General features: G+C 47.9%; 13 protein-coding genes. 12 read left to right on the top strand and 1 reads right to left on the bottom strand.

Going from position 1 to position 23,261, the window contains the following annotated elements:
• Window positions 1-202 precede the first annotated feature (202 nt).
• Entirely contained in the window at window positions 203-427 is a 225-nt protein-coding gene (locus tag QFZ81_RS20175) for a hypothetical protein (RefSeq protein WP_307441977.1), read from the bottom strand.
• Between the two features lie 395 nt (window positions 428-822).
• On the opposite strand from QFZ81_RS20175, the gene QFZ81_RS20170 reads away from it, so the two are divergent.
• The 12 genes from QFZ81_RS20170 to QFZ81_RS20115 are packed head-to-tail and all read left to right on the top strand — an operon-like array spanning window position 823 to window position 23,235.
• On the top strand, window positions 823-951 hold the full coding sequence (locus tag QFZ81_RS20170) for a hypothetical protein (protein WP_307604439.1): 129 nt from the start codon (window positions 823-825) through the stop codon (window positions 949-951).
• The gene (locus QFZ81_RS20165; RefSeq protein WP_307604437.1) at window positions 917-1,918 is read left to right on the top strand and encodes a Gfo/Idh/MocA family protein; all 1,002 of its coding nucleotides are present in this window, start codon (window positions 917-919) and stop codon (window positions 1,916-1,918) included. The genes QFZ81_RS20170 and QFZ81_RS20165 overlap by 35 nt, the downstream gene beginning before the upstream one ends.
• Entirely contained in the window at window positions 1,915-2,766 is an 852-nt protein-coding gene (locus QFZ81_RS20160) for a sugar phosphate isomerase/epimerase family protein (RefSeq protein WP_307441981.1), read from the top strand. The genes QFZ81_RS20165 and QFZ81_RS20160 overlap by 4 nt, the downstream gene beginning before the upstream one ends.
• Window positions 2,767-2,779: 13 nt before the next feature.
• Window positions 2,780-4,429 carry a hypothetical protein gene (locus QFZ81_RS20155; protein ID WP_307604435.1) on the top strand — a complete coding sequence of 550 codons (1,650 nt, stop codon included), beginning with the start codon at window positions 2,780-2,782 and terminating at the stop codon, window positions 4,427-4,429.
• Window positions 4,430-4,472: 43 nt separating this feature from the next.
• On the top strand, window positions 4,473-7,550 hold the full coding sequence (locus QFZ81_RS20150) for a glycosyl hydrolase 2 galactose-binding domain-containing protein (protein WP_307604433.1): 3,078 nt from the start codon (window positions 4,473-4,475) through the stop codon (window positions 7,548-7,550).
• The gene (locus QFZ81_RS20145; RefSeq protein ID WP_307604431.1) at window positions 7,505-9,583 is read left to right on the top strand and encodes a glycoside hydrolase family protein; all 2,079 of its coding nucleotides are present in this window, start codon (window positions 7,505-7,507) and stop codon (window positions 9,581-9,583) included. The genes QFZ81_RS20150 and QFZ81_RS20145 overlap by 46 nt, the downstream gene beginning before the upstream one ends.
• 24 nt (window positions 9,584-9,607) lie before the next feature.
• Window positions 9,608-12,760, top strand: a complete 3,153-nt coding sequence (gene lacZ, locus QFZ81_RS20140) for a beta-galactosidase, LacZ type (RefSeq protein WP_307604429.1) — start codon at window positions 9,608-9,610, stop codon at window positions 12,758-12,760.
• Window positions 12,757-14,796, top strand: coding sequence for a beta-galactosidase (locus QFZ81_RS20135; RefSeq protein WP_307604427.1), 2,040 nt, complete (start codon window positions 12,757-12,759; stop codon window positions 14,794-14,796). Before lacZ ends, QFZ81_RS20135 begins: the two co-directional genes overlap by 4 nt.
• 60 nt (window positions 14,797-14,856) lie before the next feature.
• A complete protein-coding gene (locus QFZ81_RS20130) occupies window positions 14,857-17,943 on the top strand; it encodes a glycosyl hydrolase (RefSeq protein WP_307604425.1) in 3,087 nt (1,028 codons plus the stop codon).
• A 32-nt stretch (window positions 17,944-17,975) separates the two neighbouring features.
• Window positions 17,976-20,096 (top strand): YIP1 family protein, encoded by a 2,121-nt coding sequence (locus QFZ81_RS20125; protein WP_307604423.1) that lies wholly within the window; start codon window positions 17,976-17,978, stop codon window positions 20,094-20,096.
• Entirely contained in the window at window positions 20,093-22,372 is a 2,280-nt protein-coding gene (locus QFZ81_RS20120; RefSeq protein ID WP_307441994.1) for a DUF5696 domain-containing protein, read from the top strand. The genes QFZ81_RS20125 and QFZ81_RS20120 overlap by 4 nt, the downstream gene beginning before the upstream one ends.
• The gene (locus tag QFZ81_RS20115; RefSeq protein ID WP_307441995.1) at window positions 22,369-23,235 is read left to right on the top strand and encodes a carbohydrate ABC transporter permease; all 867 of its coding nucleotides are present in this window, start codon (window positions 22,369-22,371) and stop codon (window positions 23,233-23,235) included. Before QFZ81_RS20120 ends, QFZ81_RS20115 begins: the two co-directional genes overlap by 4 nt.
• Window positions 23,236-23,261 lie beyond the last annotated feature (26 nt).

Below are 23,261 nucleotides of genomic sequence, written 5' to 3'. Positions count from 1 at the left end.
GAGTGACTGCTTCAAAACCATTTTCCCATGAATGGATGGATCATTTGCTCGCACATTCTCGGTTTGTCTTTCACATCATCGAAGGAGAAGCGGAGCAATTTCCAGCCATCGAGCATCAAATGATTTTGTCGGATCCATTGATCGGAAAACTGAGAGCGTGAAATCTTCTGCAAGTGCGGACCTTAACCGTCGATTTCGATTGTTAGCCGTACGTGCCCGCGAATGAACGCAAAGTCGATAAATCGTGTTCCGTCGCGGAAGTCATGGACTTCATATTCAGGTACCAGATTGTCAAAGTTTGAGAAGGCGGGCCACCATACTTGCTGCAAAAATAACTGTTCCGCATGGCCGAGTCCTTCTGTTTAACGCCTCCGCGCTTCGCCTTGCCGCGACTTAACATGGTGTCGTATAAATTCTGAATAAGCAAGTACAGCCTTCAACCACCATACCTCCTTAGGAAAAAATAAAGCCGCTCCCCAGTCAGGATAACCTGAAACTGAGCAGCGGCGTGTGCTTCACAACCGTATATCTATTGAAATGATATAGCACAAAGCTGAAATCTATTGCTACTTGAAACATCATCTATTTTTGGAATAGGTAATTGCTGACAAGGTCACCATAATCGGTTGCCTTGTTTGTTGTGTGCGCACGGAGAAACTACAGTAACAGCCCTCTAGACCTTCCTTCAACTAACTCCTGATAGGCTCATATTATACCAGCAAATGATTCAATCATTGTGGTCGAATGATCCCTAAAAAAAGCATGAACACCCTATAAATGTTTTTTCGTAGTGATGTAATGTAGTAATTAAGAGGTGATACCATGGAATTCATTAGACCTGAAGATTATTTGCCAAGAAAGCAAAATATACCGGACTTGAAGAAATACGGAATCGGCTTAATCGGCTGCGGGAGCATTGCGAATACGGCGCATTTTACCCGGCTATCGTAAATATGGATTGCCTATTGCGGCTGTCTGCGACGTCAACGAGGAAGCGGCTCGTGCTACAGCACAAAAGTTTGATATTCCGTTTTGGACGACCGATGTTAATGAACTATTGCAAAATGATGAAGTAGGCATTATCGATTTAGCAATCCACCCTGAGCCGAGACTGGAAGTGCTGAAACTGATCGGCAAAGCGCCTCGGCCAGTTTTATGCCAGAAGCCGTTGGCGCTGGATTTGGAGCATGCTCAGGTGCTTAGTCAAGAGGCGAACCGGCTGGGTATCGTGCTAGGCGTGAACCAACAGGCTCGCTGGGCTCCGGCTCACAAAGCGCTGAAGATGGTTCTTGAGCAGGATCTCATCGGTGAGGTATACAGCATCCACCATGATATGCGTTCATTCCAAGACCAAGCCGGCTGGTGGTGGACGAAGATGAAAAATTTCAATATTGTCGATCACGGGGTCCACTATGTGGATTTGTGCCGATATTTTAACCCTAATCCCGAAGAAGAGTGGTCCCGGGTTCACTGCACGACAGCGCAGCTGAAGCAGCAAAACGCGATTGACCCGCTGATCTATTCGGCGAACGTTGAGTTTGGTCCGAAAGGCGGACGAAACCCGCTCATGGCTTCACTTCATTTTAACAATATTGCCAAAGCAAGCCGTTCCCATAGCAACACATGGTGGATTGACGGGACAGAAGGAAGCCTCTGGTGTACGCAAGAAACTCTCTATATGGCGCTGAACAAGCACAAAAACGTCGTGCACGAGATCAAGCTGAAAGGAACTTGGTTCCCGGACGCCTTCGCAGGCTCCATGATCGCATTCATGACCGCGATGGAGGAAGGCAAGCGTCCGCCGGTTACTCCGGAAGATAACTTGCAGACTGTCGCCTTGACGACAGCAATGGTCATTTCTAGTCAAGAAGGATGCGTGGTGGAAAGAACGGGCGTGTTGAAAGGAAGCGATCAATGATGAACAGACTCGGTTTTATGAGTTACATATATCTAGGCTGGAGCGCGGAAGCAATCGCTGAAGACGCAAGTAAACACGGATTGGCTTATGTGCAGATCGACCCTAAGCAAGCTATGCAGGTGATGGACGATGAGCTGTTTTCACTGACTCGTGCTGAAAAAATCCGTACCATCTTCGAGAATAAAGGGATTTCCGTCGTAGGTTTGTCGGGATACACCAATTTACTGAATCCTAACCTTCAGAAGCGAGAAGATAAATTGAAGCAGCTTGAGAAGATGATCGACCTATGTTCGGCTTACGGAACACGGTATATCGCGACGGAAACGGGAAGTCTTCACCCTACCAACGCTTGGCGAGATTTTGAGGGAAACAGGACTCCTGAAGCATGGGATCAACTATTATTCATCGTCGACCATTTGCGGAACCGAGCTGTGAAGAACGATGCCGTATTATTGATCGAAGGATTTGCGCTAAATGTGCTAGCGAGTCCGGAACAGGGTGTCCGTTTGATGGAACAGCTCGGAACCGAAGGGTTGGCGCTCATTATGGATCCTTTCAATTATTTGACGCAGGACGATTTAAGCCGACAAGAAGAAGCAATGGCGAACATATTCGACTGCATTGCCCCATATTCACCGATTGCGCATGCCAAAGATGCACTCTATGGAGATGAAGGCTTTACAACGCCTCGGGTAGGGGGGGGACAAGCGGATTGGAATGTGTATGCAGCGCTGCTTGGCAGTCGATTGCCGGATGTCCCGTTGATTCTGGAGCATGCAAAGCCGGAAGAAGTAGCGGAATGTTTGGATTTGATCCGAAAATCCTTTGAAAGCGCAGTTAGGACGTGAATGAAGGATGTCTATGACGCATAAACCGAAATTGGGAATACAGGGCCCTGTTGTCGCATGGCAGGATTCGTGGGCAGGGGATGCTTCAGAGCGTATTATGCGGACGGGAACGGGGAGTATTTGTCCGTCTCAAGACCGAAAGCCTGATCCAGATGAATTTCTACATGCTTTGCGCGAATTGAAAGCGGACTTTTATGTTCATCATGTGATTCCAGAAATGAAAGGGTATTCAGAGCTCTTGGCAGATATCGCGGGTGCGGGATTAGACATTTGCCTTGGCAACGAATATGGAAACATTAACGGGCCCTGGACGGAAGGAACGAACAGGTACGACGTGCCTGATGAGGCGATTGTGCAGGCCGCAAGTTCGGGTCGGTGCATCGGACTGTTGTATGATGAGCCGGAGCATTTGCAAATTAATGCCGGACAGTATCGCCATGACGGGTGGTTCCCACATTGGGGCAGCACCGATGATATGAATTTGGTAGAGTCGCGCAGCAAGGTGGAGCGGTCGGTTTTGTCCCGTGTCCAGCACGTACATAGCGTCTTGGAGCAAACCGGATCACCCCGCACTTCCATGCCTTTGATTGCGGAGCATGTATTTCCTACCATGTTCCACACGTTTGCCAGAGCGGGAATGGACATCTGTCCCAAGATTATGAAGGAATCATTTCAATCCTTGCAGCTATCTACCGCATTGGGAGCGGCCAAACAATATGACAAAGCGCTATGGATTTGCGCCGATTTGTGGGGTCCGGATACGGGAAGGTGGTTCACCCGTTTTCAAGGATTTCCCGGGCACTCTCCTCAAGAATTTGAGTCAGCTTTGAGGATGGGCTACTTGATGGGACCGTCACATTTGTTCGTGGAAAATATCGATGTTCTGTTCAAACATACCTCAATCGGATTTGAAGCAACCGAATTCGGCGAAGTATGGAAAGAGTTCGTCCGTAAATTTATCCCTGATCACACGTTGACTTGGCACCATTCGCAGGCGAATCCGGATATCGCGGTCATTCATTCGGATGACGGAAATTATGGTCAGAATGAAAGGTTGTTCGGTAATCGGACACTCGCTGATGTAGGCGGGTCCCAAAGCGTGTTTCACATCTGGCATTTGCTCAGCCGGGGAACAATACCTGCTCACGGCAGCTGCATGCATATCCCAGGCTACGACTTTCCAAGACACGAATTGAAAAGAGAAGTAGCGTACGAACAATTTCCGTTAGAACAAGGGTACGTTTCAAGCGACGGAAGAAGGGTGCATCCGTTATTTTATCCGGTTAGAAATGTCCTTGCATTTGACGATCAAGTCAGCGCAGAACTTCTGGGACGACCGAAATTGATTATGGTTGGAGGCTCCTCCCTTTCCGCCGAAACACTGTTTGTTATCATCAAAAGAGCGGAAGATGGGGGAGTCGTCGTGATCGCAGAATGGCTGCTGCCTCCTGATTGTCCGGAAAAGCTAAGGAACAGTGGAAAAATGGGCTTCGGAAGGTGGATCGTCACGAACGATTTTTTGGATGAACGAGTGAAAGAAATCGTTGAACCCTTTTTGGGGGAAGAACGCTGCTGGATGCAGCGCTTCGGCACGACAGAAGTGAGAATGTACCCTAAGGACAGCGACGGGTATACACTCGATTTTGAAATCGCAGCTGTATGAAACGAATCCAAGCGGTAGGGTTTCGGCAGAGGGGGAGATAAGTTTGGAGCAAATCAAACATCAGGATCCGTTTGCGGAGATTGCCTTTCGTGAACATCCCGGAAATAAAGACGAATTGCGGGAGATTCCTCCCGTGGCTTACGAAAAAAAATATTTCACGCCGGGATCGGAAAAAGCGACGAACGTATCTTATCACACCTACGAGGAACAAATCGCATATTTCCATGAAGAGTTGAAGCTGCTGCGCGAGAAGTACCGCCCGTTTATGAGAAATTTGGCTCCGTCCTCCACACTGCGCCGCAACCGACAGGCATGTAAGGAGTTTCAATTTCGCTATCAAACGTCTGAGGACGCCAACTTTACGAATGTGCTGGAAGGAGCAGGGGATTGGGAATCGGTGATGGTTCCTGATTTCCGCGGACCGACGGGAGAAAACGGCAATTGGACGGGATTTTACCGCAGTGAATTTCCCTATGGTCCCGTTCCCGAAGGAAAGAGAGTCTACCTCGTATTTAAAGGGGTTGACTATAAAGCGACGGTATATCTCAATCGCAAGTGTATAGGCAGCCATGAGGGGTTCTTTGCTCCTTTCGAATTCGACGTGACTGACTTGCTGCAGGAACTCAATACGCTGGTCGTTGAAGTGTTAAACGATTATCCGATGATGGGGGTAGGCGGTACGAAGCTGGACGGAGATAAAATGTACGCGGCGACTGGCCCAGGATGGGACGATGCATTCAGCGGCTGGAGCCACTGCCCACCGGGTGCCGGCATATACAATTCGGTCTATTTGGAAGAGCGGTCGACGTTGTTTATTCAGGACATTTTTGTTCGGCCGAACATTGATGACGGCTTCGTGGAAGTATGGATTGATGTGAATAATACGACGAATAAGCTGAAAGAAAACTTCGAATTGATTCTTGAAATCATGCCGAAAAACTTCACCGGTCAAGGAAGCGTTCCCATCTCGTTTCAAGCGGCTTACGCCGGTCCGGGTCTTAATTACTATCGCTACAAGGTGGATTTTCTGTCATTCCGGATGTGGGAACCGGAAACTCCTTTTTTGTATATAGCTCGCGTTCAAGTAAAGAACAGTACGGAATGTTTGGATATCCAAGACCGCACCTTCGGCATGCGAAAATTTCATATGGACGAAAAGGACACACCGAAAGGAACGCTGTACCTCAATAATCAACCGATTATATTAAGAGGCGCCAATGAAATGGGGCACTTGCAGCAATGTGTCATGAATAACGATTTCGAGCAGTTAATGGACGATATTTTGATCGCGAAACTTGCTCATTTGAACTTTTACCGCATCACACAGCGTCCTGTTCAGGAAGAAATTTATGACTATTTCGATATGCTCGGCATGATGCATCAATGCGATCTTCCAACGTTTGGATTTATCCGCCGCAACCAATTTGTCGAGGGGGTCCGGCAGGCGGCGGAGATGGAGAGACTGATCCGCAGTCACCCATCTTCGGTCATGGTATCACTAATTAACGAGCCTTCGCGAACTGAGAAGAGGCGAAAAGGGCACCGCCATTTGCACCGAAACGAATTGGAAGCTTTCTTCGTTGCCGCCAGACAGGCGATTTTCATTGAAAATCCAGATCGTGTAGTCAAAAACGCGGACGGGGATTACAATCCTCCTACCCATGAAGGACTGCCCGATTTTCATTGTTATAACATGTGGTATACGAACAATACGATATCAGTAGGTAAAATGCATAAAGGTTTTCTTCCCTCGATTAGGACGGGATGGAAGGCGGGATGCGGGGAGTATGGCACGGAAGGTTTGGATCATGTGCAATTGATGATGAACCGTTATCCGAAAGAATGGCTTCCCTCTTCTGAGAAGGAGCATTGGCTGCCAAACAAAATCCATGGAGCTCAAACCTACGGTCTGCATGGAGATTGGTTTGCCGAACAGCAAACGATTCATGAGTGGGTCGAGGCGAGCCAAAGGCACCAATGTTTGGCGACGAAGCTCATGACAGACGCATGGCGCAGAAGGGCCGATTTGGTGGTTTCCACCGCCATTCACCTGCTCATTGATGCATGGCCTGCCGGCTGGATGAAAGCACTCGTTGGTGTTGACCGGATTCCGAAACCGGCATACTTCACGTATAAGGAATGTCTGGAACCGGTACGCATTCATCTAAGGTGCGACAGGTGGAAGGTATATGAAGGGGAAACGCTGGAAATAGAAGCGTGGCTCTTGAATGATACAGCGAAGGATTATGACCGGTGTCGTGTCGTCGCTACTCTTCGAGACGATACCCGGGATTACGGCAATTATGAAATTACAGGCCTTGTGCCTAAGGCGATGTCCAGATATGCAGGCACGATCAGCTTTTCGGTACCATCGATAACAGATAGACAGAACTTGTACATGGATACCTGCTTGCTGGATGAAAACGGTAAATTGATAAATAAGGAAAGATTTTCTTTTGAGGCGTTTGCAAAAACGAGATATCCGAAATCGCAGAATATTGCTTTTCTAGATGCAGAATCGGAACTACTCTGTTCCCTGCTAAACATAGAAGGACAATCTTATGACGGAGATACGCATAAGGAGGGCTCAATTGTTGTTTCTTCCAAGGCAGCATTTGATCGCCATCAGGTATCCATCCTCGAGAAAGTCCGTAATGGAGCTACAGCCGTCTTGATATTACGCGGGCCAGACAGTAACTCGTGGGATATCGAAAACACGACGGTCCGAACGGTCAAATTACGTGGGATGTACACGTTGGCATTTCAAACCGAAGACCCGCACTTGCAGTGGATGAAAGCGGACGATTTATCATATTTCTATCATTTGACGAACGACAGGATAGATGGAATAACTAATTGTTACCTGCAAGGAGAAGGGATTGAACCGATTGTATTCGCTTACGAGGCTCATGGTGAACCGAGTGGCAAACAAAAGCTGCCTGTAGTGGGATTGAAACCGCTCGGAGAAGGGCAAATCTTCTTCGTATGCTTACCGTTGTCGGGTAGAGTGGGATTTAACCCAACGCTGGATCGATTCTTGATTTCCTTATTGAACGAGAGAGGAGGGGACGACAATTGTACGCCATTGTTAGCCGAGACAAGCAAAAACGGGCAGAAATAGCGGACACAAGTAAAGGAACACAGCTAATTCTGCAAAATGAGAACGAGCAATCCCCTCATTTCGCGGGACATTTGGATGAGATGCTAATCTATTCCTCCGGAAGACCGTGGCGTTCAGATTTTGTACGGTTAGAGGATGTACAAATCTCCTCCGAGTCGGACTTGATCCGAATTTGCGGGAAAATGGAAGCGTTAACCTTCATGATAGAGCTAGCCTTCGACGAGCATCATTTATTGAAAATAAACGCGACTTGGGAAAATCAGACGGATCAAATGCTGCGTGATGTTGCTACGGGACTCTTGTTCGTACTGCCAAAGCGGAGCAAGGAAATGGTTACGATTCCCCACATGATTTACAACAACAATCCTTCCGCTGATCCGAGCCGGGTTGTCCCTCGACTTGGACTAGGTCCTGACAAAGGATTTATTTGCGAAGAACACCGATTACCGATCCCCTGTGTGAATGTGGAGTGGACGGAAGCTGCCAAGGCCCGCTTCATCTCCTTGTTTTCGGTACCTGCATACATGGAATCAGCGGATGGCGTTGTGCACTACGGGTCGCTTGGAGCGATCCAAGAGGAACACCAAACTATGCTGGCAGCGATGAGCGGAGTCTTGATGTTTAATGGCGAGAAGGATATGTATTATGTGGGTAAAAACAAAACAGGACCTTATCACGGTGGTTATTTGGACATCACACCCGGTTTGTCATTAACCAAACAATACGCTCTGGATTGGGGAGCTGTTGCTAATCCCGGGCAGGGCTTCCGTGAAATCGTTCGCAAAGGCTTGGCGCTGTTTGCGCCGATAGGGGCAAAGCCGCACTCACTCGAAGAGATAATCCAGCTGAAAAATAACGCTTTGGACGATAGATGGAGAACTGATGAACATGGCGCCGCCGGATATGTGAAATTTTCCGATTCGAATGAGTTCGGCAACGTTTCTAAACGTCCGCTGCACTATATGTACGGGTGGACAGGACAATGCTTGAAGCTGGCATGGTGCGACGCCAAGTTAGGGTTTGCCCACGGACAGGAAGAACGGATCTCCCATTGCGAACAGGCCGTCGATTTTTATTTGCGCGAAAGCCGTACCGACGTTCCCGGAATTAGACATGGAGCGTATCGGCTCGCGGACGGGCAATGGGATGACTTCACCTGGAATAAGCAGGCTGTCGTTTCCAGCCGTGCTCTAGGGGAAACCATAGCTGATTTAGCGGAAATCATCCTTCTGTTTCGGGAAATGGGCAGGGAAGTTCCGGCTTACTGGCTGGAGGCTCTTCATGAATCGGCCGATTTCTTCCTCGCTGGCGTCCTGCCGACAGGCATTTATCCGGCAGCATGGCTGCTGAATGGAAATTCGGCGGAAGATAGGATTACAGCAGCTGGCCTACCGTGCCTGATCGCTGTTGTGAAGGCTTATCGGGTTACAGGTGAAAAGCGGTACTTGGATGCTGCCGAAACGACGATGCAGCGTTATTATGAGCAACACGCCCAGACATTCGAACGGCCGTTTGCACGCTCAACGCTTGATGCGAACTGCGAGGATAAGGAAGCTGGCATGTATTTCTTCCTGGCCGCTTATGAATTGTTTGTCTTAACAGAAAATGAACGTTACTGTGAATGGGCCGAAATATCGGGGGATTGGCTCCTTACTTATGTTTATATGTGGAATCCGGTGTTTGATCGGGGGTCACAGTTCAGGAACGCGGGGTTTACCGCCACCGGATGGCCGGGCGTCAGTGTGCAGAATCATCATCTTGACGTGTTTTTTCCGACCTTCGAATTTTGGCATTTCGGTCGGTTAACTGGCAAAACGCAATATGAGCTTTTAGGACGAATGGTATTCGATGCCATTGGGCAGGGAATATGTACGAAGCCTGGGGAATGGAATTTTACCGTGGCTGGCGAACAGGGAGAAGGTTTTTTTCAAACAAATTGGCATCACCGGGGACATAGCAACAAGTGGAATCCATCTTGGGTGACTGCGCTTGTTCTTCAAAATGCTTTAAGATTCCAAGATGCAGCACAATGATGATGAAGAATGGAGGACAATCACGTGAACGATAGAGCCATTCCGGATTGGGAAAATCTAGAGATTCTTGGGCGTAATACGGAACCACCACATACCGGATTCATTCCGTACGGCGATGTGGAGTCAGCGCTCGATAACGAACGGGCTGCGTCGCCTTATTTCCAATCATTGAACGGCAACTGGAAATTTTATTATGCAGAGAGCCCATCCCAGGCATCTGAATTTTTTTACGATTCGTCCTTCTCGGCAGATGACTGGAATACCATACCTGTGCCGGGCAATTGGCAGATGCATGGATATGGCCGTCCCCATTACTCCAGCAGCTATTATCCTTTTCCGATCGACCCGCCGTATGTGCCGAATGATAATCCGGTTGGGTGTTACCGCAGAAGTTTTATTATTCCCGATTCGTGGGATGGCCGGCAACTATTTCTTGTCTTCGAAGGGGTCGACTCGGCCTTTCATGTATGGGTGAACGGACAATTTGCTGGGTATGGACAGGGCAGTCACATGCATTCGGAATTTCGGGTCACCTCGCTGCTTCATCCGGGAGAAAATATAGTTGCTGTGCAGGTATACCAATGGAGTGACGGCAGTTATTTGGAGGATCAGGACAAGTGGCGGTTGAGCGGCATCTTCAGGGACGTTTATGTCAAAGCAACCCCTCATGTCCATATTCGTAATATCGTGGTGCAAACCCGTTTCTGTGAAAATTTAGAAGATGCTGTATTGGGTCTTCGGTTTACCGTGAAAAATTATGCGGACTTAGAATCCGGTAAACATACATTACGGATATCGCTTTTGGACGTAGCTCGACAATCCGTTAATGAAGAAACCGTCATTTCTTCCCTTCTGATGAGAGCGAACGAAGAGAACGTGCTTGATTTGGAAATTGCGGTCTCAGCTCCGCGTAAATGGTCGGCTGAGGATCCGGAATTATACACTCTCTTGTTAAAGTTGGAGGATGATCAGGGGAATTTGCTGGAGGCAGGGAGTGTGGCTGTCGGATTTCGAGACATCGTCATCCGGGATGGTCAGCTTTTCATCAACGGCAAGACGGTGATCTTGAAGGGGGTCAACCGCAACGAATTCCATCCTGAATTCGGGTTTGCCATTCCCTACGAATCCATGATCGAAGATATACGCTTGATGAAACAACACAATATGAACGCAGTTCGCTCCTCCCATTATCCGAATGATACGAGATGGCTCGATCTGTGCGACCGTTATGGGCTGTATGTGATCGACGAAGCGGACTTGGAAACCCACGGCTGTCATTTTATCGACAACGAAAGCCATTTAGCCGAGGACCCTCAGTGGGAAAAGCCGTTCCTTGACCGCGTCATACGGATGGTGGAAAGGGATAAAAATCATCCTTCTATCATCATTTGGTCGCTCGGGAACGAGTCAGGCTACGGGCCGAATCATGATACCATGGCCGAATGGGTGCGTCAGGCCGATCCTACAAGGCCTATACATTACGAACGAGCCAAGGATGCTCCGATCGTCGATATTGTCAGCTGCATGTATCCTTCATTGGCTGCTTTAATTGAAGAGGGGGAAAAATCCGATCCCAGACCTTTCCTGATGTGCGAATTCGCTCATGCTATGGGGAATTCCGTCGGCAATTTGAAGGAATACTGGGATGCTATTTACAAATATCCACGATTGCTGGGCGGCCTGATCTGGGAATGGGCGGATCTCGGAATCCGGCAAAAGCTCGATTCGGGGGAAGAATGGTACGCTTACGGCGGTGATTTCAATGATCATCCGAACAGCGGACATTTTTGTATAGACGGATTGTTATTCCCTGACAGGAAAATCAAGGCTTCGATCCTTGAGTTTAAAAAAGTGATCGAACCAGTGAAAGTAGAGCCGGTCGATGTACGGGCCGGAATCGTAAAAATTCAAAATCGATACGATTTTATTTCCCTTGATCATCTTGTCGGCTCTTGGTCGCTTCTGTGCGATGGAGAAATTGTGGAACAGGGTGAACTGCCTGAACTTGATGTGCCGGCCAGAGGAGAGGCTACCTTCTTTATCCCTTGGAAAATGACTTTCGGGCAGTCAAGTGGTGAGTACTGGCTCCATATCCGGTTTACTTTGCGGGAAGCTACGCGTTGGGCGACGCAAGGGCATGAAATTGCTTGGGCCGATCTGCCGATTCCCGTCACACGGCAAGTTGTCCCGTCCATCAAGTTGGAGTCGATGCCTAGCTTGCAATCTTCCGAAACGGATGGGCTCCTTTGGATTAAAGGAAATGATTTTACCATGGAATGGAGCAAAGCTCGCGGTGAACTAACCGTGTTTGAATATAACGGCATACCGCTTTTAACAGCCGGTCCGAAAGTTCAAATTTGGCGGGCGACGATCGATAACGACTCACGCCAATCGAAAGAGTGGAAGAAGGCTGGATTGGATGCACTGACTCGTCGTATGCACGATATGTCGTTTCAGCTCCAAAACCATGCTGCGCAAATTACGGTGAAATCGACGCTTGGCGCGGCTGGTCTGGGAAACTGTTTTACAACATGGATGACCTATACGATCTACGGATCCGGTGATGTCATCATCCAGACCCGCATCGTTCCACGGGAAGGACTTCCTCCACTGCCGCGATTGGGATTACAAATGGCTATGCCTGTCGGTTTCGATCAATTTTCGTGGTTCGGCCTTGGCCCACACGAGTGTTATATCGATCGGAAAGAGAGTGGGCGGCTCGGCGTGTACAGCGGATCGATACAAGATCAATTCGTCCCATATATTAAGCCGCAGGAAAATGGCAATAAAGCGGATGTGCGTTGGGCTGCAGTAACGAACGTTCTGGGAACTGGGCTATTTATTGGTGGAATGCCGAAGCTGGATGTCAGCGTGAGTCATTATTCCACCGACAATTTGACCAAAGCGAAGCATAACTTCGATTTAGTCCGTCTGAACGAAACCATTGTGAACATGGATTATCAGCAAGCACCGCTCGGCAATCACAGCTGCGGAGAAGCTCCTCCGCTCGATAAGTATTTAATTCATCCAGTAGACACTATGTTCTCATTGCGGCTGAAGCCTTTTTCCACAAGAGACCGGTCGCCGATGAATTTGAGTTTACGACAACCGGAGCCTTTTAAAAGGGAAGTGCGTGAGCATTCCGTACCGAAATCGAAACAGGAGGTGAACCTATGATCAGCCGCAAGTTTCCGAAATTCTTATTTGGCGGTGATTATAACCCTGAACAGTTTCCGAAGGAAATATGGGATGAAGATATGCGGCTGTTTCAATTGGCCGGAATCGACATCGCAACGCTCAATGTCTTTTCTTGGTCCTTGAATCAGCCGGATGAGGAGACTTTCAGATTCGATTGGTTGGATGAAATGATGAGTAAGCTGCATGAAAACGGAGTCCACGTATGCATGGGTACGAGTACGGCTGCGCATCCGGCTTGGATGGCGAAGAAATATCCGGACATTCTGACCGTGACCTCCGATGGAAAAAGAAGAAAATACGGTAGAAGACATAACTCTTGTCCAAACAGTCCAACCTTCCGTCATTACGCCGGGCTCATGGCGAGGAAGTTAGCGCAGCGGTACAAGAACCACCCGGCTCTTCTTCTATGGCACGTGAATAATGAAATCGGGATTCGCTGCTACTGTGACAATTGCGAAGAGGCGTTTCGGGATTGGTTAAAGAAGCGGTACGGTACGCTGGAGAAGTTGAACGAGGCATGGTATACCCGTTTCTGGGGACATACGTTTTACGATTGGGATGAAATTGTACTCCCCAGCGCGTTAAGCGAAGGTTTGTCGGGTGGGAATTCCGATCAAACGGCTTTTCAAGGTATTACACTCGATTTTTATCGATTTAATTCCGATAGTTGGCTGGCCTGTTATCTCATCGAATACAACGCCATTAAAGAGGAAATACCCGATGCGATCGTCACGACCAACTTCCAAGGGAACGGGACTTACAAGCCGCTGGATTATTTCAAATGGGCGCCCCACTTGGACATTGCGGCGCTGGACATTTATACCGAGAACCATACACCAGAAAGCTATATGGCGCTCCGATACGATCTCATGCGCGGCATGAAAGACGGTGCTCCCTTTATGCTGATGGAGCAAAGTCCGAGCGTGATTAACTGGAAAACGGTGAATCCCGTCAAAAGACCTAGCGTCATGCGGCTCAGGAGTTATCAGGCCGTTGCCCGCGGGGCGGAGTCGGTGATGTTCTTTCAACTGCGCCGTTCCCTTGGCGCTTATGAGAAATTCCATGGAGCCGTCATTGATCACGCGGGTCACGAGAACACCCGAGTCTTTAGAGAATGTGCGGAGCTCGGCAAGGAATTGCAGCAGTTGGGTGATCGTCTACTGGACTCGCGTGTGAAGAGCCGAATCGGCATCCTGTTTGACTGGGACAATTGGTGGGCTGTTGAGCTTGGGGGCGGACCCTCAACCTATATCAAGTATTTGGATCAAATCCAGAAATATTATGACGCGTTTTACGAGAATCATATCCAAGTCGATTTTATACATGTCAATACGGACTTAAGTCAATACGATCTGGTTCTGGCCCCTCTTTTGTATATGGTTAAACCTGGTTACGCTCAAAAGCTAGAGCGATTTGTGGCGGATGGCGGGACGTTTGTAACTTCATTTTATAGCGGGATAGCGAATGAAAATGATCTGGTTACACCGGGTGGTTATCCGGGTGAGCTTCGTAAGCTTCTGGGCATCTGGGTGGAGGAGATCGACGCTCTTTTTCCGGAGCAAAGAAACCTTATGGTCATGAAGCAGGAGCTTGGACAACTTCAAGGATCGTATGAATGTGGTTTAGTTTGTGAAATTGTTCATCTAGAGGGAGCGGAAGCGCTCGCAGAGTTCGGCCGCGATTTTTACCGTGGATCGCCGGCCTTGACCTATCACCGCTTCGGCAATGGAGAGGCGTGGTACGCAGCCACCGATCCAAGTCGGGAATTTATGCAGCAATGGATAAAGGCTTTATGCGAACGCAAAGGGATTTCCCAATTGTACGAGGCACCGCCGGGAGTTGAGGTCACGCAGCGCGAAAAAGAAGGAGTTCGGTTTACTTTTGTGATGAACCACAGCGATCAAATTCAAGAGATAAATGTAGGAAAGAGTGTGCAGCAGGAGTTACTGAGTGATCTAAGCGTTAGTGGTGATATCGAGCTCGAACCAAAGAGTATCATGATCCTGCAGGCATAAAAATTTTTAGTTGGCGACACATGGTATAGAAGATGGTTTCAGTGAAGGAGGCGGATGCCGATGGAAGTAAGCGAACAATTACGCGGAAAATTCGACCATCCATCGGTCGAATACAGGTCGGTGCCGTTCTGGGCATGGAACGATCGTCTAGAAGAAGAAGAGCTGGTCCGTCAAGTGAATCAAATGAAGGAACAGGGAATGGGCGGATTTTTCATCCATTCCCGAGATGGATTGGAAACCGTTTACATGGGTCGCGAGTGGATGGCATACACCCGGAAGACGGTAGAAACCGCTGAAGAGCTCGGCATGCATGTATGGTTGTACGACGAGGACCGCTGGCCATCCGGCTTCGCTGGAGGACTTGTGCAAGACAGAGGCGGGGACGCATTCCGCGCCAAAGGTTTGACGATGGAGGTATACCAGCGGATCGGTTCGGATGATTTGACAGATAGTGTGGCGCTCTTTAAGGCCGTCATTGATGAGAGAAACTTGGTCCGCTGCGAGAGACTGCATGATGGCCGATTTATCGCGTTGAATGAAGATGAAGTACTGTTGGTCTTTCGCGTAGAAATTTCCGAGCGAAGTGCTTGGTTCAACAACGAAGCGCCGCCTGATAATTTGAATCCGGAGACGGTGCAGGCCTTTATTGACATCACCTATGAAGCCTATAAGCAAGAGGTTGGGAAGCATTTCGGGAAAACCATCCGCGGCGTATTCACGGATGAACCTAGCGTGCACGACAGCCACTGCAAGTTTACAGCTGGCCGCGGGTGGCTTCCGTGGAGTTGGTCATTTCCTGACTTTTTTCAAGAAAGACGGGGATACGATCTCTTCGATGTCATCCCCTACATGTACTTCAATGGCGTGTATTCCTCACAAGCCCGTCATGATTACTGGTGGACGCTTACCGAGAGGTTCAGCGAGTCGTACTCCAAACAGCTTGGTGAATGGTGTGAGAATAACGGTATTGACTTCACCGGCCATTATCTCTGGGAAAATAATATGGGCACTGCCACCCGCGTCTGTGGAGCCGTTATGCCTAACTACCGGTATCAGCAGGTTCCGGGAATCGATATGTTAAACGAGCAGACGAACGAATATATCACGGTCAAGCAATGCACCAGCGTAGCGAACCAATACGGTAGAAAGTTCGTTCTCTCCGAAACGTATGGATGCACCGGCTGGGCGTTCACTTTCGAGGGACAAAAGTGGATGGGAGATTTTCAATATGTGCTCGGTGTCAATTTGAGGTCGCAGCATTTGGCGCTTTATTCGATCAAAGGGTGCCGGAAGAGGGACTATCCCCCTGTGTTTAACTACAACACGAGCTGGTGGAAATACAATCATGTGATGGAAGATTATTTTGCCAGATTGTCGTCGGTTTTGACGGAAGGAAGGCCAATCCGCGATGTGCTTGTCCTGCATCCTTCTTCCACTGCTTGGAGCATGGTCGGTACGGGACCGTATGGTTTCCCTGCTCGAGGTAAGGATAGGGATGTCTCCGCAACCAATACGTTTGGCCACGAATTCAATGCGTTTCTTGGCAAACTGCTCAGGGCGCATTACGATTTCGATCTCGGCGATGAGATCATCTTGGCGGAAACGGGGGAAATACGCGGGGGTAACCTGGCTGTGAATCTGGTGGAATATCGTATCGTAGTCATTCCGTCAATCCAGACGATGTTGAGCAGCACCTTTCGGCTGCTGTCAGACTTTCTGGAGGCAGGGGGGAAAGTGATTGCCGTAGGATCGCGTGCGACGATGATCGAGGGCAGACCGACGGAGTTGCTGTCCGAACTTTACGATCATGCAAACATGACCGTTGTCATGGACATCGAAGACGCGGTGCCAGCTCTGGAACGCATACAACCTCGGCGAGTCAGCTTAACGAATACACAATCGATTGAAGCGCACGAAATGTTGTATATGCTCAGAGACATAGGAGATTGCCGCGCATTATTTGTTGTGAATAACGATCGAGAGGGCACGCATCGGATAAGCATAACCATGGAAGGCACCGGCAGCGTGGAAGAATGGAATGCACTGACAGGAGAAGTGAAGAACGTTGAGATCGTCGTCCGTGACGGATACGTTCATTTCGAGGACGTGTTCGGCCCTGCGGATTCCAAGCTATATATCATGAATGCAGATAAATCGGCAGAAAGCCATCCGGTACCAGGCCGCAGTAGTGCGGATGAGACTACCGTGACGGTTGTAGAGCTTGGTCCAGTTTGCCGGTTCACGCGCACGATGCCTAACGTATTGACCCTTGATACCTGCTCATATCGGTTCGGGGATGGCGGCTGGTCGGAAGAAACGGGCGTATGGCAAGCCCAAAGAGCCATTCGGGACGCCTTAGGCATGAGACAGGTTTATTACAACGGGCTTGAGCAAAGGTATAAATGGATTGACGAGCCTCATCCGGAGAACGGCACGTCGGCAGTGTTCAGATTCACATTCCAAGTGTCGGTCATACCGACGAATGACGTTTATCTCATCGTGGAGTCCGCGGAATATTACGACATTCAGCTCAATGGCGTAACGATTTCGAATCTTCCAGTAGGTTGGTTTCTCGATCGAACGTTTGATAAGGTGCTTCTTCACGGACTAAAGGAAGGAGAGAATGAGCTGTTTTTATCTTGCCAGTACCATAACCACTTGGAAGTGGAGGATATTTACCTGATCGGCGATTTCGGGGTCGATGTCGACAGGGCGGTTGTGACAGAGCCTGAAACATTGAAGTTCGGAGACTGGTGCTTGCAAGGTTATTTCCATTACTGCGGCAGCATGATCTACCATTTCGATGTCATCGTGGAGAACAACGCAATAAGCCGGACGGTGTTGGAGCTCGGTGAATATTCCGCGGTAACGGTTGAAGTGCGGGTAAATGGCAAAACGGCAGGGCATGTGCCTTGGCGGGCCGCAAACCGCCTCGACTTGACAGAGCATCTTCACGATGGAGATAACCAGGTTGAAATCGAGGTGATGGGAAGTCCGCGCAACATGCTAGGCCCTTTTCATCATACGGCTGGTGATACGTCGACGACCAATTGGGCCACTTTCCGCAAGGAAGGCGACGATTACACGCCGGAATATAAGCTGCGCTCGTACGGTTTGTTTGACCAAATCAAGCTGTACCGTATCTGATTGAATGAAGAGACAGAAATGGAGGTTTGAGCATGAAAATAAGATGCCATGGGTGGAGGCTTTTCCTTTCCTTGATCATCTTGTGCACCGCGCTGTTGCCCGCAACTACGCACGCCGAAGTGAAATATTCTACCTATACAAAGGATAGTTACAACAATCAGATATGGCTTCAACCGGCTTACTTCCCACTCGGTGTAATCGGAGAGGATCTGTATACAACGGATCCTAAGCAGCCATCCATTAAAACGCCCTCACCGTTACGAAATCCAAAAGACATCTTTATCGACGTGAAGAACGAAGTCTACATCGTTGATACGGGCAACAACCGGATTGTCCATATGACCGAAACGGGACAACTGCTGCGCTATATGACGCTCCCAGAAAGCCCGCTCAACAAACCCGAAGGCATATTTGTCACCAAAGAAGGCGACATCTATATCGCGGACACGGGGAACAAAAGAGTGATTAAGCTGGACAAAAATGGAAAGCTGCAAACTGAATTCAAACGACCGGACTCCAAATACATCCCAGCGACGTTCGTCTTTGATCCGGCAAAAGTGATGGTGGACGAACGAGGGTTCCTGTACATTGCTGTGCATGGCGGTTACGAGGGGATCGTGCTGCTTGACCCGAAAGGTAAATTTCAGGGTTTTTTTGGCGCAAACAAAACGGCGCTTTCTCCATTAGATGCTTTAAAGCGCATGTTGTACACCAAGAAAATGTATGCCAATGAGGTCGCAAAGAGACCGGAGACGATAAACAGTGTCGCTACGGATAAGAACGGTTATATATATACGGTCACTGGTGGTATGGCCAAAAGCGACCAATTAAAGAAATTAAATATTAAAGGGAATAATTTACTCCGCAGCTCCAATAAAACATTCGGGGAAGTCGTTCCTGGGGATGTTCCGATAGGGCCTATAACCTCAGGTCCGCAGCTGATTGATGTGGCCGTTGACCAAAGCGGCAATATGATCGTGGTGGATCAGCAATTTAAATATATTAGTCATTATGATGCTTCAGGCCATTTGTTGTACTTTTGGGGTGGCGCTTCGGCGGTCGGATCGTCTCAAGTGGGTCTTTTGAAAAGCCCAGTGGCGCTCGATGTGAATGCCAGGAACGAATTGTTCGTTTTGGACGATCAGGAAAATATCGTTCAAGTATTCCGTTTATCGGAGTTTGGCCAAAAAGTGGATCAAGCGAACCAACAGACTCTTGCGGGTTATTACGAGGACAGTGAAAAATCGTGGCAGGAAGTGCTTCGTATGAATGCCCAATTTACTCCGGCCATTATAGGATTGGCTCAAGCGGCTTTTACAAAAGAACAGTATGCAGAAGCGAAAAAACTGTTTAAAGAGGCAGGGAACCAGGAAGGGTACTCTGACGCCTTTTGGCAAATCAGGATGAAATGGTTACAACAGAACTTCTCCTGGATTGCAAGCCTATTGTTGTTCAGCGGAATTGTATACATGTTGATCAATAAATGGACCTCAAAAAGTAGGCTTCGTGATAAATGGCGCAATAGGAGGCGGACACAAAACAGCTTCCTAATGAATTTTAAACATATATTTTACATGATGAAACATCCGATCGATGGGTTTATCGCCATACGTTATGAGGGCAAAGGCAGTTATTTGAGTGCGATTATCATCTTACTTTGCGTGTATGCATCCCTGGTGATCAAAAGGCTTGTCACCAGCTTTTCCTTTGATTCTTCGACCAATATCGACATTTACTCGATATTTACACAGTTTTTCATTGTATGGATTGCGTGGGTCGTTGCGAATTATCTCGTGGGCTCCATTTATCGAGGAGAGGGCAGGTTTAGAGATATATTTATCGGAAGCGCCTATGCGCTCGTACCGTATCTGGTTATTGGCATTCCACTTGCCTTCATTTCGAACATCATGACGATGTCCGAGTCAACCATTTACCATTATGTGGCACAAGGGATGATTATATGGATCGGTTTATTGATATTCTGGAAAATTCAGTGTATTCATAATTACAGCGTAGGAGAAACCGCATTGAACATCATCTTTACACTTTGTACCATGTTGGTCATTGGCGTTCTCCTCTTTATTACAGCCGGACTATCCAATGATTTGGTTTCATTAATCTATGAAATGTACCAGGAGGTGATCTTGAGATGATAAGGATAAACAAACGGGGTAAAACCGTAGCAGTCGTTACCATCCTGCTCTTGGTCGCCATCTACTTAGTAGTGGCTAATGTCAAAATTGAGTTCAAAGCTCCGGAAAATCGTGTGGCTTTACCTGCAACGGTGCAAGGCTCTACAGCTTCTGCGAAGAGCATCGACTCCGAATTGCCTAAAGAAAACGACTTTAAAAATGTCGCCGAAACCGATGTACTTCGTTTAAAAATGGATGAAAACACAGGTCATTTTATCGTGGAAGATAAACGGAACGGAAACGTCTACCGTTCTTTTCCTAATCCGGAAAATTGGGCTAAAGAAAAGATCTCCGAGACTTGGAAAAAGCATTTGGTCTCGCCGTTAATGGTTCAATACGTCGATTTCTCGAAAAACATCCTGCAAGCGAAAGAAACAAACTTAGCTGCGGATGGAGGACGGATCAAAGAGGTACAATCGATTCCCGGCGGCTTTTCATTGATTTATGAACTGCCTGCCACAGGTTTTACCATTCCGATCCAGGTGAAAATCGAACACGATTATGTAGAAACGAAGATCATACGCGAAGGCGTCAAGGAAGCGAACATGGGTCTCGTCTGGGTCAGGCTGTTTCCATTCTTTGGAGCCGAATATACCGCCACAGGGCAGGACGGATATATGTTCATACCGGACGGCGCTGGCGCTTTGGTACGGTTTAAAGATAATCAACTGAACGTCAACAAGATATACGATGAAGCTGTATACGGTCAAGATAACACATTCGCGGGTCTTAGCAACAATCGCAACAAAATTGTGATGCCGGTTTTCGGTATGAAGACGGGTTCCAAAGGTTTTGTGGCAATCGTTCACGACGGAGACGAATACGCCAACATCGTTGCTGCGCCAGCAGGAGTACTCAGCAACTATAACTGGGTGACGGCTCAAATGAATTTCCGATCGAGCTTCTTGCAGTTTACAACGAGAAATACGAATGTCCCCGATTCATGGGGGTTTATCGATTATAACAGAGATGAAGTGTTCGGCAGTGACCGTATCGTGCGTTACTACCTGTTAGACAGCCAAAAATCAGACTATGTGGGTATGGCTCAAACTTATCGCCAATATCTGATGAAGGAAAAGGGGGCGAAGCCCGTCTCTGTCAACAATCCCAATATACCCATGCACGTAAACTTCATCGGGGCGGATCAGGAAGACGGCTTGGTTACCTCGCGATATCTCAATTTGACCACGACGGACGACGCCACTCAAATGGTCAATTCTTTACATGACAAAGGTATAACCAATATGTCTCTTACGTTTAAAGGTTGGCAGAAGGGTGGCTACAGCGCCTTTGGGAACACGTTCCCGGTTGATTCCCGTATCGGCGGCGATAAAGGAATGAAAGCGTTCATTGACAATGCCCACAATTACGGTTTACCCGTTTATTTAGAGGCAGAATATGCGTTGAACAACACGGGGGGGGCAGGTTTCGATGAGAAATATCATGCCATCGTCAATTTGGCCGGGCGTAATCAAACGGTTAGTGCTTTATTTAACAGAGAGCGAACACCAGCTGTCAGCTATAAATTTGCAGAAGAAATGGTTAAGAAAGACCTGAATCAATATAAAGCAATGGGTGTTGACGGAATTGCTGTCAATATACTTGGACAAAGGCTGTTCAGTGACTATAATTCGGGGTTCGGTTCGAGCAGGGATGAAGCTCGGGATGTTCAGGAACGAATCCTAAAAACGATAAAAGAATCATTAGGTGGCGTAGAAGGTAAATATGCAAATCTGTATACACTACCTCATATGAATTATATCCAAACGCTGGTTTACGATCATTCCTACGATTTATTTACGGACGAAGCCGTTCCTTTCGTTCAGATTGCTACCCACGGTTTAGTCACTTATTCATCGGAATTTGTGAATAACCGGCAAGAAGACGTACACGACTTTTTGCGTGATATTGAATATGGCGCAGAGCCTTCCTTTATTTTCACAAAGGCGGAATCGAAAAAATATGTGAATTCTTTCGGCATACGATACTACAATACCTATTTTCCCTACTGGGAGACTTTCGCCGTGGAGCAGTATAAGCGATACAACGAAGCGCTCGGGGGTGTGCAGGATCAGTTTATTGCCAATCACAAGACGCTAGCCCCGGGTGTAAAGGAAACAACCTACGAGAATGGTACACGGGTCATTGTGAACTATAATTTGGAGCCGTACCGCAGTGGCGATCTTGCTGTTTCAGCACAAAACTTCGTTGTGATTCGAGGAGGGGCAAAACGATGAAACGAAAGATGAGATTAAATTCGTCCCTAGTCGAATATTTGGAAGGTACGCTCTTTATTGCCCCTTGGTTTATTGGTTTTCTAATTTTCATGGCATTCCCAATTGGATTTTCCTTGTATATGAGCTTTCAAAAAGTGACGATAACGGCAACGAAAACGACAACCGAGTACGTCGCATGGACCAACTACCGGTATATCCTTTTTGAGAATGGTAAACTCTTGTACGACGATTTATTGCCGTTTCTTAGGCAAGCGTTGTTTATGATCCCTATTATCGTCCTATTTGCTTTGATGATTGCCATCATTCTGAACCAAAAATTTGCTGGCCGAACATTTTTTCGCGCGATATTCTTTCTTCCCGTCATTTTAGCGACGGGTCAAGTCGTAGCGGAATTTCTGACACAAGGTGAGGGTGACCTGGGCTTTATGTCGAAGTACAATGTTTCCGGCCTCATAAGTGCCAATCTTTCGTCGACGTGGTCAGATCCACTCATCAAGATTCTCGACTCGTTCGTGCTGATCCTGTGGTATTCAGGGGTACAAATTTTGATTTTCCTCGGTGGCAGGCAGACCATTTCGAATTCGGCCTATGAAGCGGCGCGAATTGACGGCGCCGGTCCTTGGGAAACGTTCTGGAAAATTACACTGCCAGCGATGACACCATTTATATTCCTTAATATGATCTATACCGTAGTTGACTTGTTTACCTTCCCGACTAACCCCATATTGGGAAAGGTTAGAGAAAGTGAGTATGGCCAGCAAAGCGCGCTGGTATGGATTTATTTCCTCATTATCAGCTTCTTCCTAGCGATTATTTTCATCATTTTCAGCAGGGTAACTAAGTCTCAAAGAGAGACTGTTTAAAATTGGAACTACAAAAAACTTATTGT

It is taken from the genome of Paenibacillus sp. V4I9 (genome assembly GCF_030817295.1).
Lineage (GTDB): Bacteria > Bacillota > Bacilli > Paenibacillales > NBRC-103111 > Paenibacillus_E.
The sequence above is the reverse complement of the archived record's forward strand: the minus strand, read 5'-3'. Positions and strand labels throughout refer to the sequence as shown.

Excerpts from the sequence above, each read along its gene's own strand:
- QFZ81_RS20170 (WP_307604439.1), top strand. The coding sequence starts at position 823 with ATGGAATTCATTAGACCTGAAGATTATTTGCCAAGAAAGCAAAATATA.
- QFZ81_RS20120 (WP_307441994.1), top strand. The coding sequence starts at position 20,093 with ATGATAAGGATAAACAAACGGGGTAAAACCGTAGCAGTCGTTACCATC.
- QFZ81_RS20160 (WP_307441981.1), top strand. The coding sequence starts at position 1,915 with ATGATGAACAGACTCGGTTTTATGAGTTACATATATCTAGGCTGGAGC.
- QFZ81_RS20155 (WP_307604435.1), top strand. The coding sequence starts at position 2,780 with ATGACGCATAAACCGAAATTGGGAATACAGGGCCCTGTTGTCGCATGG.
- QFZ81_RS20130 (WP_307604425.1), top strand. The coding sequence starts at position 14,857 with ATGGAAGTAAGCGAACAATTACGCGGAAAATTCGACCATCCATCGGTC.
- QFZ81_RS20125 (WP_307604423.1), top strand. The coding sequence starts at position 17,976 with ATGAAAATAAGATGCCATGGGTGGAGGCTTTTCCTTTCCTTGATCATC.
- QFZ81_RS20135 (WP_307604427.1), top strand. The coding sequence starts at position 12,757 with ATGATCAGCCGCAAGTTTCCGAAATTCTTATTTGGCGGTGATTATAAC.
- QFZ81_RS20115 (WP_307441995.1), top strand. The coding sequence starts at position 22,369 with ATGAAACGAAAGATGAGATTAAATTCGTCCCTAGTCGAATATTTGGAA.